The organism is Terrabacter sp. R4-6, from assembly GCF_057529065.1.
Genome location: NZ_CP197224.1, coordinates 2144574 through 2157939 on the forward strand (window position 1 = coordinate 2144574; position 13366 = coordinate 2157939).

Annotated in this window: 17 protein-coding genes; 11 read left to right on the forward strand and 6 right to left on the reverse strand. The window is 73.2% G+C overall.

The features are described 5' to 3' along the window. Positions 1-67 precede the first annotated feature (67 nt). Both ACSSS0_RS10095 and ACSSS0_RS10100 read left to right on the forward strand, forming a co-directional pair. Entirely contained in the window at positions 68-700 is a 633-nt protein-coding gene (locus tag ACSSS0_RS10095) for a dihydrofolate reductase family protein (protein ID WP_487231040.1), read from the forward strand. Between the two features lie 72 nt (positions 701-772). Beyond that, positions 773-1219 (forward strand): DUF4440 domain-containing protein, encoded by a 447-nt coding sequence (locus tag ACSSS0_RS10100; RefSeq protein ID WP_487231041.1) that lies wholly within the window; start codon positions 773-775, stop codon positions 1217-1219. A gap of 20 nt (positions 1220-1239) precedes the next feature. Here the strand turns inward: ACSSS0_RS10100 and ACSSS0_RS10105 are convergent, their stop codons facing one another. Beyond that, on the reverse strand, positions 1240-1443 hold the full coding sequence (locus tag ACSSS0_RS10105; RefSeq protein WP_435984118.1) for a hypothetical protein: 204 nt from the start codon (positions 1441-1443) through the stop codon (positions 1240-1242). Between the two features lie 132 nt (positions 1444-1575). Between ACSSS0_RS10105 and ACSSS0_RS10110 the strand changes: the two genes are divergently transcribed. The 3 genes from ACSSS0_RS10110 to ACSSS0_RS10120 all read left to right on the forward strand — a co-directional run bounded on the left by ACSSS0_RS10110 (position 1576) and on the right by ACSSS0_RS10120 (position 3805). Continuing rightward, positions 1576-2016: a PNPOx family protein gene (locus tag ACSSS0_RS10110; RefSeq protein ID WP_487231042.1), complete on the forward strand. Its 441-nt coding sequence runs from the start codon at positions 1576-1578 to the stop codon at positions 2014-2016. Between the two features lie 72 nt (positions 2017-2088). Beyond that, positions 2089-3189 carry a DNA glycosylase AlkZ-like family protein gene (locus tag ACSSS0_RS10115; RefSeq protein ID WP_487231043.1) on the forward strand — a complete coding sequence of 367 codons (1101 nt, stop codon included), beginning with the start codon at positions 2089-2091 and terminating at the stop codon, positions 3187-3189. A gap of 22 nt (positions 3190-3211) precedes the next feature. Further along, positions 3212-3805 (forward strand): dihydrofolate reductase family protein, encoded by a 594-nt coding sequence (locus tag ACSSS0_RS10120; protein WP_487231044.1) that lies wholly within the window; start codon positions 3212-3214, stop codon positions 3803-3805. Here ACSSS0_RS10120 and ACSSS0_RS10125 read toward each other — a convergent pair. Then, a complete protein-coding gene (locus ACSSS0_RS10125) occupies positions 3774-4076 on the reverse strand; it encodes a hypothetical protein (RefSeq protein ID WP_487231045.1) in 303 nt (100 codons plus the stop codon). The genes ACSSS0_RS10120 and ACSSS0_RS10125 overlap by 32 nt on opposite strands. Positions 4077-4247: 171 nt before the next feature. Between ACSSS0_RS10125 and ACSSS0_RS10130 the strand changes: the two genes are divergently transcribed. The 5 genes from ACSSS0_RS10130 (at position 4248) to ACSSS0_RS10150 (ending at position 8078) form a co-directional block, all read left to right on the forward strand. Beyond that, positions 4248-5348: a saccharopine dehydrogenase NADP-binding domain-containing protein gene (locus ACSSS0_RS10130; RefSeq protein WP_487231046.1), complete on the forward strand. Its 1101-nt coding sequence runs from the start codon at positions 4248-4250 to the stop codon at positions 5346-5348. Next, positions 5345-6661, forward strand: a complete 1317-nt coding sequence (locus ACSSS0_RS10135) for an NAD(P)/FAD-dependent oxidoreductase (RefSeq protein WP_487231047.1) — start codon at positions 5345-5347, stop codon at positions 6659-6661. The genes ACSSS0_RS10130 and ACSSS0_RS10135 overlap by 4 nt, the downstream gene beginning before the upstream one ends. Before the next feature lie 89 nt (positions 6662-6750). Beyond that, positions 6751-7008, forward strand: a complete 258-nt coding sequence (locus ACSSS0_RS10140) for a DUF4287 domain-containing protein (protein WP_487231048.1) — start codon at positions 6751-6753, stop codon at positions 7006-7008. Further along, a complete protein-coding gene (locus ACSSS0_RS10145) occupies positions 7005-7706 on the forward strand; it encodes a class I SAM-dependent DNA methyltransferase (protein WP_487231049.1) in 702 nt (233 codons plus the stop codon). Before ACSSS0_RS10140 ends, ACSSS0_RS10145 begins: the two co-directional genes overlap by 4 nt. 90 nt (positions 7707-7796) lie before the next feature. Further along, positions 7797-8078 (forward strand): DUF427 domain-containing protein, encoded by a 282-nt coding sequence (locus tag ACSSS0_RS10150; RefSeq protein WP_487231050.1) that lies wholly within the window; start codon positions 7797-7799, stop codon positions 8076-8078. 16 nt (positions 8079-8094) lie between these two features. On the opposite strand, the gene ACSSS0_RS10155 is transcribed toward ACSSS0_RS10150, so the two are convergent. Further along, a complete protein-coding gene (locus tag ACSSS0_RS10155) occupies positions 8095-8481 on the reverse strand; it encodes an iron chaperone (RefSeq protein ID WP_435984106.1) in 387 nt (128 codons plus the stop codon). Positions 8482-8626: 145 nt separating this feature from the next. On the opposite strand from ACSSS0_RS10155, the gene ACSSS0_RS10160 reads away from it, so the two are divergent. Then, positions 8627-9607 (forward strand): thermonuclease family protein, encoded by a 981-nt coding sequence (locus ACSSS0_RS10160; protein WP_487231051.1) that lies wholly within the window; start codon positions 8627-8629, stop codon positions 9605-9607. A gap of 300 nt (positions 9608-9907) precedes the next feature. Here ACSSS0_RS10160 and ACSSS0_RS10165 read toward each other — a convergent pair whose 3' ends face one another. Genes ACSSS0_RS10165 through ACSSS0_RS10175 form a run of 3 tightly spaced genes read right to left on the reverse strand, consistent with a single transcriptional unit; the run spans position 9908 to position 13360 of the window. Beyond that, positions 9908-10672: a GNAT family N-acetyltransferase gene (locus ACSSS0_RS10165; protein WP_487231052.1), complete on the reverse strand. Its 765-nt coding sequence runs from the start codon at positions 10670-10672 to the stop codon at positions 9908-9910. A gap of 49 nt (positions 10673-10721) precedes the next feature. Beyond that, positions 10722-11312, reverse strand: a complete 591-nt coding sequence (locus tag ACSSS0_RS10170) for a dihydrofolate reductase family protein (protein WP_487231053.1) — start codon at positions 11310-11312, stop codon at positions 10722-10724. Positions 11313-11359: 47 nt separating this feature from the next. Continuing rightward, positions 11360-13360, reverse strand: coding sequence for a vWA domain-containing protein (locus tag ACSSS0_RS10175; protein ID WP_487231054.1), 2001 nt, complete (start codon positions 13358-13360; stop codon positions 11360-11362). Between the last annotated feature and the right edge of the window lie 6 nt (positions 13361-13366).

Genomic DNA, 13366 nt, shown 5'->3' on the forward strand with positions numbered 1-13366 from the left:
ACGGTCGCCGAGCAGCTCGACGGCGGCGCCGACCGGCGAGCGCCCCGGACCACCACGGAGGACACCGATGTCACGCACCCGGATCCACAACTTCTCGATCTCCCTCGACGGTTTCGCCACGGGCGAGCCGCAGTCGCTCGAGGCCCCCTTCGGCCACGCGGGCCAGAAGCTGCACCGGTGGATGATGCGCACCCAGTACTGGGACCCGAACGGCACCGACGGGGTCGACCACGCCTACGCCGAGCGGCACGGTCCCGGCATCGGCGCCGAGATCATGGGCGCCAACAAGTTCGGCCCGCCCGGCTGGCACGACGACCCGGACTGGAAGGGCTGGTGGGGACCCAACCCGCCCTTCCACACCCCGGTCTTCGTCCTCACCCACCACACGCGCCCGTCCATCGAGATGGAGGGCGGCAACGTCTTCCACTTCCTCGAGGCCTCCCCGCTCGAGGCCCTCGAGAAGGCCCAGGCGGCGGCCGACGGTCAGGACGTGCGGATCGGGGGCGGCGCCACCGTCGTGCGCGACTTCCTCGCCGCCGGGCTCGTCGACCACATGCACCTCGTCCAGGTCCCCATCGTGCTCGGCCGCGGGGTCCGCCTCTGGGACGGGCTCGAGGGCATCGAGGACGCGTTCGACGTCGAGACCGTCGCCTCCCCCACCGGCGTCACCCACTTCACCTTCACGCGCAAGGCCTCGTGAGGTCACGTTCCACGCGGACCCGGGCGCACGGCATACGCCATCGGTCGGGGTGCCGCGGCTAGCGTGTGGGCCGTGACGACCGACGCGACGGACGAGACCGACCGGGCCACCATCGAGGGGATCGTCGACGCGTTCTTCGGGGCGTTCGTGTCGGGACCGGGCTGCGCCGAGCGGATGGCCCTGCTGCGCGGGCTGCTGCTCCCCCGGGCGGTCATCGTGCGGACGTGCGGCCTGGAGCCGGCGGTCATGGGCGTCGAGGAGTTCATCGCGCCGCGCGAGGCGCTGCTCACCGACGGCTCGCTCACCGACTTCCGCGAGTGGCCGGTCGCGGGACGCGTCGAGGTCTTCGGCGACATCGCCCACTGGTTCGGCAGCTACGCCAAGGCGGGCACGCAGGAGGGCGAGGCGTTCACCGGGCGCGGGATGAAGACGATCCAGCTCGTCCGCACGGCCGACGGGTGGCGCATCAGCGCCGCCGCGTGGGACGACGAGCGCGACGGCCTGAGCCTGCCCGACTGAGGCGAGCCGACCGCCGGGCGCTACTCGCCGCGGATGCGGTCGGGCTTGAGCACGACGAGCGCCAGCGCGACGAGCAGGCCGGCGACGATGCCGACGACGAGCCCGCGGCCGACGTCGTTCGTGAGCGCGCCGCCCATGAGACCGGCGAGCGCCCCGATCGACGCGCACCCGGTGAACGTCGCGATGACCTTGGCCCAGAAGGGCGCCTGCACCTGACCAGCCATGCCGCCACAGTAGTGGCCTCCGCAGCCGGTCCCCGGCGAGGCGTATGCCGTGAGCGACGTCCGCGTCGCCTCTGGCCACCTACGCTGGGTGGCCACGACCCCGACTCCTCGGTGGACGGCTGGAGGTGCTCGATGAGACTCGCCCGCGACGAGGCGCTGCGCCGGCTCGTCGCCCGCGACCACGGCGTCCTCTGCACCCTCCACGCGACGCGCGGGGTCGACGCGGTGCCGTGCGTCTTCGCGGTCGATGATGACGGCTTCGTCGGGATGCCCGTCGACCGCGTCAAGCCGAAGTCGTCGTCGCGTCTGCAGCGGCAGCACAACCTCGAGGCCGACTCGCGCGCAACGCTGCTCGTCGAGCAGTGGGACCGCGACGACTGGTCGAGGCTCTGGTGGGTTCGGGCCTCGCTCGAGTGGGTGGCTGAGCCGCTGCCCGAGCGCGAGGCCGGGCTCGCCGCGCTGCTCAGGGACCGCTACCCGCAGTACCGCGACCGCGACCGGCCCTTCGAGCGCGTCCTCGTCCTGCGGGTCGTCGACCTCACCGGCTGGTCGGCGAGCTCACCCACCACGTGAGCACCAGCGCTGCCCGCAATGCCTGGCCGCGCTTCGGCCGCCGTGTCCCCGCGCTCGGCTAGCGTCTGCGGCATGGCGGTCCACCAGCTCACAGTCGACCAGGCACGTCGCATCGCGGTGCACGCGCAGCTGCTCGACACGCCGCGCCCGACCGACCTCGTCCGGACCGTCGAGCGCCTGACCTTCCTGCAGATCGACCCCACGGCGGCCATCGCACCGAGCGCCGACCTCGTCCTGTGGAGCCGGCTCGGCCGCACCTACGACCCCGCCGACCTGACGAGGGCCATCGAGCACGACCGCACCCTCGTCGAGACCGTCGCCTACGTCCGCAGCCCCACGGACATCCCGGCCGTGATCGCGGAGGTGCGCGAGGCCGAGCCCTATCCCTTCATGGCCACCTGGCTCGAGGCCAACGACTCCTTCCGCCGCGACATCCTCGCCACGCTCGAGGCCGACGGCCCGCTGCTGTCGCGCGACATCCCCGACACGAGCGTCGTCCCGTGGCCCTCGACCGGCTGGACCAACAACCGCAACATCACCAAGATGCTCGAGGCCCTCGCCCTCCGGGGCGAGGTCGCCATCGCCGGCCGCAAGGGCCGCCAGCGCTACTTCGACCTCCCCGAGCGCGTCTACCCGCCCGACCTGCCCGCGCTCAGCCTCGACGAGGCCATCGCCCACCGCAACGAGCGTCGTCTCGCCTCCCTCGGCATCGCCCGCGCCACGGGCACCGTCATGCCCGGCGAGGGCAACTACGTCGGCGACGCCGGTGAGCCCGCCGAGGTCGAGGGGGTGCCCGGCACGTGGCGCGTCGACCCCGCATACCTCGACGTCCCGGAGACCTTCACGGGGCGCACGGCGCTGCTCAGCCCGTTCGACCGGCTCGTGCACGACCGCGTCCGCGCCGAGCAGCTCTGGGGCTTCGAGTACATCCTCGAGATGTACAAGCCGAAGGACCAACGCCGCTGGGGCTACTTCGCGCTGCCGATCCTCCACCACGACCGGCTCGTCGGGAAGCTCGACGCCCAGGCCGACCGCAAGGCCGGCACGCTCGTCGTCAACGCGATCCACGAGGACGTCCGGTTCACCAAGGCCATCCGGACCGCCGTCGACCGCGAGGTCGCCGACCTCGCCGCATGGCTCGGCCTCACCCTCAGCGGCCCGGCCGCTCCCTAGACCCGACCACCAGGAGACCGCCGTGCGCCGGATCGTCGTCTACACCATCACCTCGCTCGACGGCTCCGTCGACGACCCGACCCGGCTCTTCCCGCCCGACGTCGACCCCGACCTGCCGCAGCCGCCGACCTTCGACGACGAGCTCGTCGACCGCGAGAGCGCACTCATCGCGCAGCAGGACGCCGTGCTCCTCGGGCGCCACATGTACGACGAGTGGTCGCGCTACTGGCCGACGTCCGACGTCCAGCCCTTCGCCGACTTCATCAACGGCGTCACCAAGCACGTCGTGACCTCCACCCCGCTCACGACGCAGTGGGGCGATGCCGAACCCGTCTCGGGTCCGCTCGCCGACATCGTCCGTGACCTCAAGGCCTTGCCCGGCAAGGACATCGGCGTCCACGGCAGCATCGAGCTCGCCCAGTCGCTCCTCGCCGAGGGTCTCGTCGACGAGCTTCACCTCGCCGTCGCGCCGGTCGTCGACCCGGAGGGCCGTCGCCTGTTCGAGCGCGCCACCGACCTCCAGCGCCTCACCCTCGTCAGCGCGACCCCGACGCCGAGCGGAGCCCTCTGGCTCGTCTACCGCCCTACGGACGCCGCCGCCCCAGCGAGCCGTTGACCCGGTAGCCGCGCACGGCCCGCTTCGACTGCGCCGACAGGATCGACCCGTCGCTCTGGTGCGAGAGCACCGACAGCCGTGACATGTTCGACAGCAGCGACAACGCGCTCATCGACGACCCGATCGACAGGAACGACGCGAACGAGCCGACGCTGCCGACCGACAGCACCGACCCGACGCTCCCGATGGAGAGCACCGACCCCGTCGACCCGATCGACAGGAACGAGTTCCGCGACGCGATCGACCACTTCCCCGTGCGTGATGTCGCCATGACCGCAGCCTAGGCACGCGTACCCAGATCCGAGGGCGTATGCCGTCCAGCGCGCTCCTCGACGTATCACCCCTTCCGCCCGCTCCTCCTCTCCTGCAACCGCGCCGGCCCGCTACTCGTGACGGCGGCAGCCCCGCCACACGGCATACGCAGACCCCTCAGGAGCACCTCGTGAGCAGCACGTTCGCCTTCACCGTCCACCCGCGGGCCCGCCTCGGCGAGGACCTCGCCCGCGTCTGGTCGCCGCTCGGCCGCGTGCCGGACCCCGTCTACGACACCGCCCTGCGCCGCCTCCCGCTGCGCCCGATCTCCATGGCCGGCATCCACATCGGCGGTGCGCCGGTCGGCCACGTCGTGCTCGTGCCCTTCGGGGCACGCCACCTGCTCACCTCCCCCAGCGAAGGCCGGGCCCGCGTTCACCGTGCGGTCGACAAGGCCCGGACCCTCGGCTGCGACGTCGTGGGGCTCGGCGCCCTGACCGCCACGGTGACCGCGGGCGGGGTCTCGCTCCGCACCCGCACCGACATCGGGGTGACGAACGGCAACGCCTTCACCGCCGCGATCGTCGACGACCAGGCGCGCCGCCTCCTGCGCGACGCCGTCGACCACGCGTCCGACCCGCACGTCGCGATCGTCGGGGCCACGGGCAGCGTCGGTGCCGCCGTCACGCGGCTGCTCGCCCGCGACCGTGCCGCCGCCCGACTCACCCTCGTCGCCCGGTCGACCGGTCGCCTCGACGCACTCGCCGCTGAGGTCGGCCACCAGGTCCCGACGACGACCGCCACGACGATGGACGCCGTCGCGACCGCCGACCTCGTCATCCTGCTCACCGCGTCCGCCGACGCGCTCCTCGAGGCTCGGCACCTCGCGCCCGGCGCGGTCGTGCTCGACGCGACCCAGCCGCGCAACACCTCGCCGACGCTCGTCGACGAGAGGCCCGACGTGCTCGTCGTCGACGGCGGGGTCGTCGACATCCCGAGCCTGCGCCTCGTCGGCGGCAACATCGGTCTGCCCGACGGCCGCTCCTACGCGTGCTTCGCCGAGACCGCCCTGCTCGCCCTCACCGGCCACCGGGGCCACTTCTCGATCGGCGTCCCGACGCTCGAGCTCGTCGACCGGACCCGGGGCATGGCCGCCGACCTCGCCCACCTCGGCTTCCGGGCCGCGGAGCCGACGAGCTTCGGCCGCCCCGTCACCGTCGGCAGCGCCGTCGCCGTCAGCCGCGCCGTCAGCCGCGCCGGGAGCACCGGAGCCTTGGGGATGGCGTCATGACGACGCTCGTCCGCGGCGGCCACCGCGCCCAGCACCGCGTCGTGCTCCTCGGCGGCGGCTACGTCACCCTCCACGCGTATGCCGGCCTCATGCGCCACGTCGGCCGCGCGGTCCGCCGTGGCGACGTCCAGGTCGTCGTCATCAGCACCGACGACGCACACAGCTTCCACGGCTTCACCGGCGAGGTGCTGGCCGGCCTGCTCCCCTACGACCGCACCCGCACGCCGCTCGCCGAGGCGATGCCGCACGCCCACGTCGTCCTCGGCCGCGCCACCGCCGTCGACGCCGAGCGCCGCGTCGTGCGCTACGTGCTCGCCGACGACGAGCCGCATCGGCACTCCGACCCGCAGCACGGCGGAGGCTCCGAGCGGGTCCTCGACTACGACGCCCTCGTCGTCGGCACGGGCGGCCGCGAGCCCGCGGCCACCGTGCCGGGCCTCGCTGAGCACGGCTTCACGCTGCGAGCGCCCGGTGACATCGCCGTCCTCACCGACCGCGTGCGCGAGGCAGCGGCGCACCGCGGCCTCCGCCGCCACACGGTCGTCGTCGCCGGAGGCGGGATGGCCGGGGTCGAGATGGCCGCGGCCGTCGCCGACCTCGGTGGTGCGCGCATCCGCGTCGAGCTCGTCCACTCCGGCGACGCGATCCTGCCCGAGCTGCGCGACGACCAGCCGCGCCTGGCCCGGCGCGCCGAGCAGGAGCTGCGCCGGCTCGGGGTCCGGGTCCGGCTGGGAGTGCGCCTCGCGTCGGTGACCGAGGACCACGCATACCTCTCCGACGGGACGAGCCTCCCGGCGAGCACCGTCATCGCGACCATCGGCCAGCGGCCGGTGCACGTCCCGGGACTCGACGCGCACCGAGACCCGCGCGGTCGGCTCGTGACCCGACCCGACCTCTCCGTCGTCGACGGCGTCTGGGCGGCCGGTGACGCCGCGTGCGTCGTCCACCCGACGAGCGGCGAGCCCGTCCCCGCCAACGCGCTGTGGGCGATCAAGGGCGGCGAGCACGTCGGCCGCACCGTGGCGCGGAGGCTGCGCGGTCGCCCGGCCCGGCCGTTCGCGTACCGCGGGCTCGGCCAGGCGGCCTCCTTCGGCGTGGGTCGCTCGATCTCCGAGCTCTACGGCATCCCCTTCACCGGCTGGGTCGCGTGGGTGCTGCGGCTGACCTTCTTCCTCCGGTTCATGCCGTCGCGGCGCAAGGCGGCCCAGGTCGTGGCCGACTTCGCCCGCCACGCGGCGCACGGCCGCAGCGTGCCGGTCGCGGCACCCGGTGAGGCCGCCGTCGCCGACCTCGCCTCGGCCCGGACCGCGTAGCCGTCCCTGGGGGGTCGACTGCCACCGGAGTGTCGAGACCCGGTCGCGCCGTTCGACGTGGTGGCATGACGACCACCTCAGGAGGAGCCATGACCACGCAGCCCATCAGCCCCGCCACCGGCGCCGCAGTCCCGGTCAAGGGCCCGGCGTCCTACTTCCCGTCGATCGAGAAGAACTACGGACAGCCGATCGACCACTGGATCGGCCTCGTCCGTGAGCAGCACGCCGCCGGCACGGTCAGGCACCTCGAGCTCGTCACGTGGCTCAAGACCGAGCACGGCCTCGGGCACGGCCACGCGAACGCTGTCGTCGCCCACACCCTCGGTCTCCTCGAGGCAGAGGTGTGAGGGCGACCGACCCCGGTGCGACCGAGCCATTCCATGTCACCGAGCCCGTCCATGTCACCGAGCCCGTCCATGTCACGCAGACGCGGGCGGCCTACGACACGGTCGCGGTCGACTACGCGAGCCTCCTCGAGGGGGAGCTCGCGCGCAGCCCGCTCGACCGGGCGCTGCTCGGGCACTTCGCCGAGCTCGTCGGCCTGGACGGCGGCGGCCCGGTCGTCGACGTCGGCTGCGGGCCGGGCCGCATCACCGGCCACCTCGCGACGCTGGGGCTCGACGTCAGCGGCGTCGACCTCTCACCGGGCATGGTCGCGGAGGCGCGCAGACGGCATACGCACCTCGACTTCACGGTCGGGTCGCTCGCCGCGCTCGACCTCGCCGACGCCTCGGTCACCGGCGTCGTGGCGTGGTACTCGATCATCCACACACCTGCCACGCTGCTGCCCGAGGTCTTCGCCGAGCTGCACCGCGTCATCCGGCCGAACGGGCTGCTGCTGCTCGCCTTCCAGGCGGGCGGCTTCACGGTGCGGCACGAGCAGGCCTACGGCCACGAGGTCACCTTCGAGGCGCACCGGCACGACCCGGACGCCGTCACCGCGCAGCTGGCCGACGCCGGCTTCCGCGTCACGGTCCGCACGGAGCGGGTCCCGCAGGACTACGAGAAGACGCCGCAGGCCTTCCTCCTGGCCCGCCGCACCTGAGGCTGTCCAACGTTCGGAAGGATTCGACCCGCTCGGGAGTTGTCGGTGAGGACGTCCCCACCCCGGGACCCGAACGATGAGGAGCACAGCGTGCGTGCGATCTGGAACGGCAAGGTCATCGCCGAGAGCGACGACACCGTCGTCGTCGAGGGCAACCACTACTTCCCCCGCGAGTCCGTCGACGACAGCGTGCTCGTCGACAGCAGCACGCACACGACGTGCCCGTGGAAGGGCGAGGCGTCGTACTTCTCCCTCGCCGTCGACGGCGACACCAACCGCGACGCGGCGTGGTTCTACCCGACGCCCAAGAGCGCGGCCGCGCAGATCCGGGACCGCGTCGCCTTCTGGCGCGGCGTCACCGTGACCGACTGAGGTCGGCGCTCACGGCTCACCCCGAGTGTCGGGCCGCGAGCGCCCGTGCGACCCGCTCGATGAGGTCGTAGGGCACGGGGTCCTTGTAGAAGAACTGCACCGTGTCCTTCTTGGCCCGGTGCGGCGCCACCTCCGCCTCGAGGTCGGGCTCCAGCTCGCCGATCGGGTAGAGCCCGACGTGCTTCTTCCATCCCGCGAAGTGGATGCCGTAGCGGTCGGCGAACATGATCGCCGGCATGCCGTAGCGGATCTTCTCCTCGCCGCCGGGCACCGCCCGGCGCAGCGCCGCGGCCACCTGCTCGAGCACCTGCCGGGGCCCGTCGGGGAAGCCCTGGACGTATGCGTCCACGGTCGTCGGTGCGCTCGTGGCCTTCGCGTCGGGCGTGGTCTCCGGCTCGCTCATCGGTCCCCCTCGTGGCGTTTCGTGGCTGGTGCGCCGTTCCTTGCCAGTGTGACCCACGGCGGCCTGCGCGACCATGGCCCATTCGCCGGACAGGGCGGTGGCGATCACCTACGGTGAGCCGATCACCAGGGGATCAGGGAGCACGATGCGCAGCCGCAGGACCAAGGGACTCGTCACGCTCGCCGCCCTCGTCGCGCTCGCCGCGGTCGGCGGCAACGCTGCACGGGGCGCGGACGAGACCGCGCTCGTCCGCGCGGGGACTGCGCCCGTCGTGACCGTGACGCGCACCCCGGAGCCCGTCGTCGAGACGACCGACGCCGACGCCACCCGCCGGGCGGCAGAGGCGAAGGCCGTGGCTGCCAAGGCCGTGGCCGCCAAGGCCGCCGCCGACCAGGCAGCTGCCGCGAAGACGGCTGCCGACGCCAAGGTCGCCGCTGCGAGGGCTGCGGCGGCGAAGGCCGCGGCCGAGAAGGCCGCGCGGGCGAAGGCTGCGACCGACGCGAAGGCCAAGGCCGCGGCTGCCCTGTGGACCGTCACGAAGGTCGTCGACGGCGACACGATCTGGGTCTCGCGCGCGGGGGTCTCCCGCAAGGTCCGCTTCATCGGCATCGACACTCCCGAGACGGGTCAGTGCGGCTTCACCGAGGCCCGCAACGCGCTGCGGGGCATCATCGGCGGCCAGCGCGTCACGCTGACCGCCGGCGCCCGGGACGACGTCGACCGCTACGGCCGGGCGCTGCGCTACGTCGACGTGAACGGTGTCGACGCCGGCCTGCGCCTCATCAAGCAGGGGTATGCCGTCGCCCGCTACGACTCGCGCGACGGCTACGGCTCCCACACCCGTGAGGCGGCCTACGTCCGGGCCGACGCCGCGAGCCCCAGGGCCGCGTGCGCCGACCCCGGTGCCGGCACGTCCGGCGGCACGGGTGGCAGCGGGTTCACCAGCTCGTGGCCGGTGGCGGGTGACCGGTACCCCTGCCCGCAGGCGCGTCCGGTCAAGGGCAACGAGGACTCGATGATCGCCCACGAGCCGGACGACCGGTACTACAACGTGACGAAGCCGGAGCAGTGCTTCGCGACGATGGGCGACGCCGAGGCCGCCGGCTTCCGCCCCGCCAAGGTCTGACGTCCTCGCGCGCTCGTCGACGTGAGCCATCTCGACCCACTCGGCATGCTCGCCCGATGGTCCACTCAAGGGAGAAGTGACGTACGCCTCCCCCCGACCTCACGACGCGCGCTACGTCACTGCCCCACCCAGCGGGGCACTGACGCAGGGCTCCAACCGACCTCACGACGCCCGCTACGTCACTGCCCCACCCAGCGGGGCACTGACGCAGGGCTCCAACCGACCTCACGACGCCCGCTACGTCACTGCCCCACCCAGCGGGGCACTGACGCAGGGCTTTCCCGGTGACGGTTTCGTCCTTCAGTCGTCGAGCTCGAGGATGCAGGCGGTCCCGACGTCGACGAAGCCGATGCGGCGGTAGATGTCGGCGGCCGCATCGGACCCGGCCGACAGGAAGACGACCTCGACGCCCTGTTCGCGGCACGCGGCGACCAGGGTGCTCGTGATCGCCGTGCCGTGACCGCGACCCCGGTGGCCCGGGGGCACGGCGATGCCCATGAGCTCGGCGACGTCGCCGCGCGGCGCGGCCGACCCGGCGCCGCAGAGACGGTTGCCCTCGAACGAGGCGACGACGAGGAGATCGCCGCGCTCCATGAGCTCGGGACGCTTGCCCGGGTCCTTCGGCTCCACCTCGTCGCACCCCGCGAAACCCGCCGACACCGCGCCCATCGCCAGCGACAGGTGCGGCTCGGCGGGGTGCAGGGTCCGCGCCCGCGGATCGGGAGACACCGCGACGTCCGACGGCATGACGAGCAGCGGGTAGCGGTGCGGCTCGTAGCCGGCCTCACGCACGGCGGGCAGCAGCGACGGCGTCACCTCGTCGACCCACTCGACCGCCCGCGGCACGTCGAGCTCGCGCTGGGACTCGAGCACACGGCATACGTCATCGGCGGTGAAGACGCCCCGCCCACCCAGCCGGGGCCGCGCGTAGAACTGCCACCCCGTGCCCTCCTCGGCGACGAAGAGCGTGAAGGGCCCGACCTGCTCGACGCTCGCGACGGCGCGCGGGACGCAGTCGTAGTACGCCTCGATGCGGTCCAGCCGCGCGTCGTGTGCTCGCCCCATGGCGCCACCATGACAGTCGGCGGCACGGGCGAGCGACCGGTTTACGGCGTCAGCGGCGCTCCACGGGGTAGACGAGGTGCGTCACGCGATCGCCCTCGACGACGGTCGTCGGGTCGCCGAGCACGACCTGGCCGGCGGCCTCGGTGAAGTACGGCCGCCCCACCCCGAGGAAGCACGGCACGAGGTCGACCGCCACCTCGTCGAGCAGCCCCTCGGCCAGGCACTGGCTCGCGATCTCGCCGGCGGCGACACCCACGTCAGCGTCGCCGGCCAGCTCCCGTGCCCGGGCGACCGCGTCGTGGACGCCGCCCGTCACGAACTCGACGGTGCCTCCGGGGTAGCCCCACCCGTCCGGGGGCTCGTGGGTCAGCACGACGACCGGGACGCCGAGCGGGTGCGTGCCCTTCCACCCGTCGGTGATGTCGAAGAGGCGGCGACCGACGACGAGCGCCCCGAGCCTGCCGACCCAGGCACGCCAGTAGTCGGCGTCGGACTGCGTCAGCTGGAAGGTATCACCGTCCGCCGACTCCCACGGCACGTCCCCCGCCTCGTACCAGTCGAAGAGCGGTCCGACCTCGTCGTTCGGTCCGGCGACGAACCCGTCCAGCGACATCGATGCCGATGACACGACCCTGCCCATGGTGCCCTCCCTCTCGGACGTCCTTGTCCGTCAGTCCATTCCGGTGCTCAGCGGCGGCCTCGTCGGGTGCGCAGGTAGTCGGCGACGACGTACTCACCGAGCCGCGCAATGTCGGGCGTGAAGACGCGCCCACCGGCCCGCCGCGCCACGGCGTCGACGAAGCGAGCCAGGCCCGGGTCGTCGCCGAGCATGAAGATGTTGAGCTGCGCGCCCGACCGGCGCAGCTCGTCGACCTGCGCCACCGTCGCGCGCACCGTCTCCTGCGTCGTCGGCCAGTGGAAGATGGGCCGCCCGTCGACCTCGATGTGCGCGGTCGGCTCACCGTCGGTGACGACGAGGACGACCGGCTCGGCGTCCGGGTGCCGGCGCAGGTGCCGCGACGCGAGCATGAGCGCGTGCTGGAGGTTCGTGCCCTGCACCCACTCGGGCTCGGCCTCGGTGAGCTCGGTCGGGGTCAGCGTGCGGGCGGCGAGGTTGAAGCCGATGATCTGCAGCGCGTCGTGCCGGAAGCGGGTCTGCACGAGGTGCGAGAGCGCGAGCGCCGTCTGCTTCATCGGCCCCCACCGGCCCTCCTGCATCATCGAGAAGGACATGTCGACGCACAGCGCGACCGCCGCCACCGAGCGCCGCTCCGTCTCGGCCACCTCGAAGTCCTCGACGAGCAGCTCGACCCCGCCGCCCGACGCCGTACTCCGCTGGGCCGCGTTGCGCTGCAAGGCGTTCGAGACGGTGCGGACCGTGTCTATGGGCAGCTCATCGCCGAACTCCCACTGCCGGGTCAGCCCGGTCGGCTCGTCCGCCTGGCCGGCTGCGCGGTCGTCGTGGTCACCGCGACCCCCGGCCTCGACCCGCTCGAAGACCCGCTTGAGCGCAGTCTCGCCGAGGCGCCGGACGGCGCGTGGGGTGAGGCGCAGCCCGTCGTCGCCGCGGGAGACGTAGCCCTGGCGTTCGAGCTCACGCTCGAGCTGGCGCAGCGCCTCCATGTCGCGGGCGGCGTCGGCGCCGAGGTACTGCTCGAGCCGCTCGACGTCGACGTCGTCGAGAGTCGCGCCGAAGTAGCCCTGACCGAGCTGCTCGCCGAGCTGCTCGAGGTCGGCGAGCTCCGCGACCGCCCCGACGGCGTCGCCGTAGCCCATCGGCTCGCCACCCTGGCCCGGCTGCACCGGGCTGCGCCGGTCGAGCCCGGGCCGGAGGGCACGGAGGTTGTCGGAGAGCTGCGCCATCTGCGACGCGAGGTCCGGGTCGCCGAGGGCGTCGGACATGAGCTGACCGAGCTGCTCGCGCTGCTCGGGGGTCAGCGACGCCATGAGCCGGTCAGCCGCGGCCTGGCGCCGGGCGAGGGCGTCGATGAGCTCGTCGACGTTCTCGGGCTGCTCCGGGAAGAGGTCGCCGTGCTTGTCCATGAAGTCGCGGAACTGGTCCTCGGTGTCCTCGCCGCGAGCGTGGGCGGCGAGCAGCCGGTTGAGGTCGGCGAGCATGTCCTTGACGGCCTGCATCGCCTGCTGGGCCTGCGGGTCGTTGCCCGAGAGCGCCTGCTTGAGGCCCTCGAACTGCGCCCCGACGACCTCGCGCTGGAGCATCTGCTGGATCTGCTCGTACGTCTCGCGCGCCTTCGGCGAGTGCCACGCGTAGTCGCCGAGCGCCCGCACCGCCCCGGCCACGTCGTCGGGGATCGTCGCGAGGTCCATCTCGGCGAGCCGGGCGTCGTCGCCGTCCTCGCCGGCGAGGGCGTCGCGCTCCTCGGCGAGCGCCTGGTCGAGCATGGCGCGCACCTGGTCGAGGGTGCCGCCGAGGTCACCCCGGCGACGCGCGGCCTCCCGCAGGCGGCGGACGCGCTCGGCGAGGTCGTCGAGCCCGCGACGCCCGTCCATCCCGCGGCGCATCAGCTCCCGCAGCGCCTCCCGCAGCGACCCGCCGGACAGGACGTCCTGCCCGACCTCGTCGAGGACCGAGCGCACGTCGAAGGGCGGCGCGAGCGGGTCGGGCCCACCCGACCACGGCGCGTAGCGGAACCGCCCGTGCTGCTCACCCCCGTCGCGTGGCGTCATCGGCAC

Coding starts and splice junctions, on each gene's coding strand:
- ACSSS0_RS10115 (WP_487231043.1), top strand. CDS start 2,089: ATGGCGGTCCACCAGCTCACAGTCGACCAGGCACGTCGCATCGCGGTG.
- ACSSS0_RS10165 (WP_487231052.1), bottom strand. CDS start 10,672: ATGGGGCGAGCACACGACGCGCGGCTGGACCGCATCGAGGCGTACTAC.
- ACSSS0_RS10095 (WP_487231040.1), top strand. CDS start 68: ATGTCACGCACCCGGATCCACAACTTCTCGATCTCCCTCGACGGTTTC.
- ACSSS0_RS10170 (WP_487231053.1), bottom strand. CDS start 11,312: ATGGGCAGGGTCGTGTCATCGGCATCGATGTCGCTGGACGGGTTCGTC.
- ACSSS0_RS10140 (WP_487231048.1), top strand. CDS start 6,751: ATGACCACGCAGCCCATCAGCCCCGCCACCGGCGCCGCAGTCCCGGTC.
- ACSSS0_RS10125 (WP_487231045.1), bottom strand. CDS start 4,076: ATGGCGACATCACGCACGGGGAAGTGGTCGATCGCGTCGCGGAACTCG.
- ACSSS0_RS10105 (WP_435984118.1), bottom strand. CDS start 1,443: ATGGCTGGTCAGGTGCAGGCGCCCTTCTGGGCCAAGGTCATCGCGACG.
- ACSSS0_RS10155 (WP_435984106.1), bottom strand. CDS start 8,481: ATGAGCGAGCCGGAGACCACGCCCGACGCGAAGGCCACGAGCGCACCG.
- ACSSS0_RS10110 (WP_487231042.1), top strand. CDS start 1,576: ATGAGACTCGCCCGCGACGAGGCGCTGCGCCGGCTCGTCGCCCGCGAC.
- ACSSS0_RS10160 (WP_487231051.1), top strand. CDS start 8,627: ATGCGCAGCCGCAGGACCAAGGGACTCGTCACGCTCGCCGCCCTCGTC.
- ACSSS0_RS10175 (WP_487231054.1), bottom strand. CDS start 13,360: ATGACGCCACGCGACGGGGGTGAGCAGCACGGGCGGTTCCGCTACGCG.
- ACSSS0_RS10135 (WP_487231047.1), top strand. CDS start 5,345: ATGACGACGCTCGTCCGCGGCGGCCACCGCGCCCAGCACCGCGTCGTG.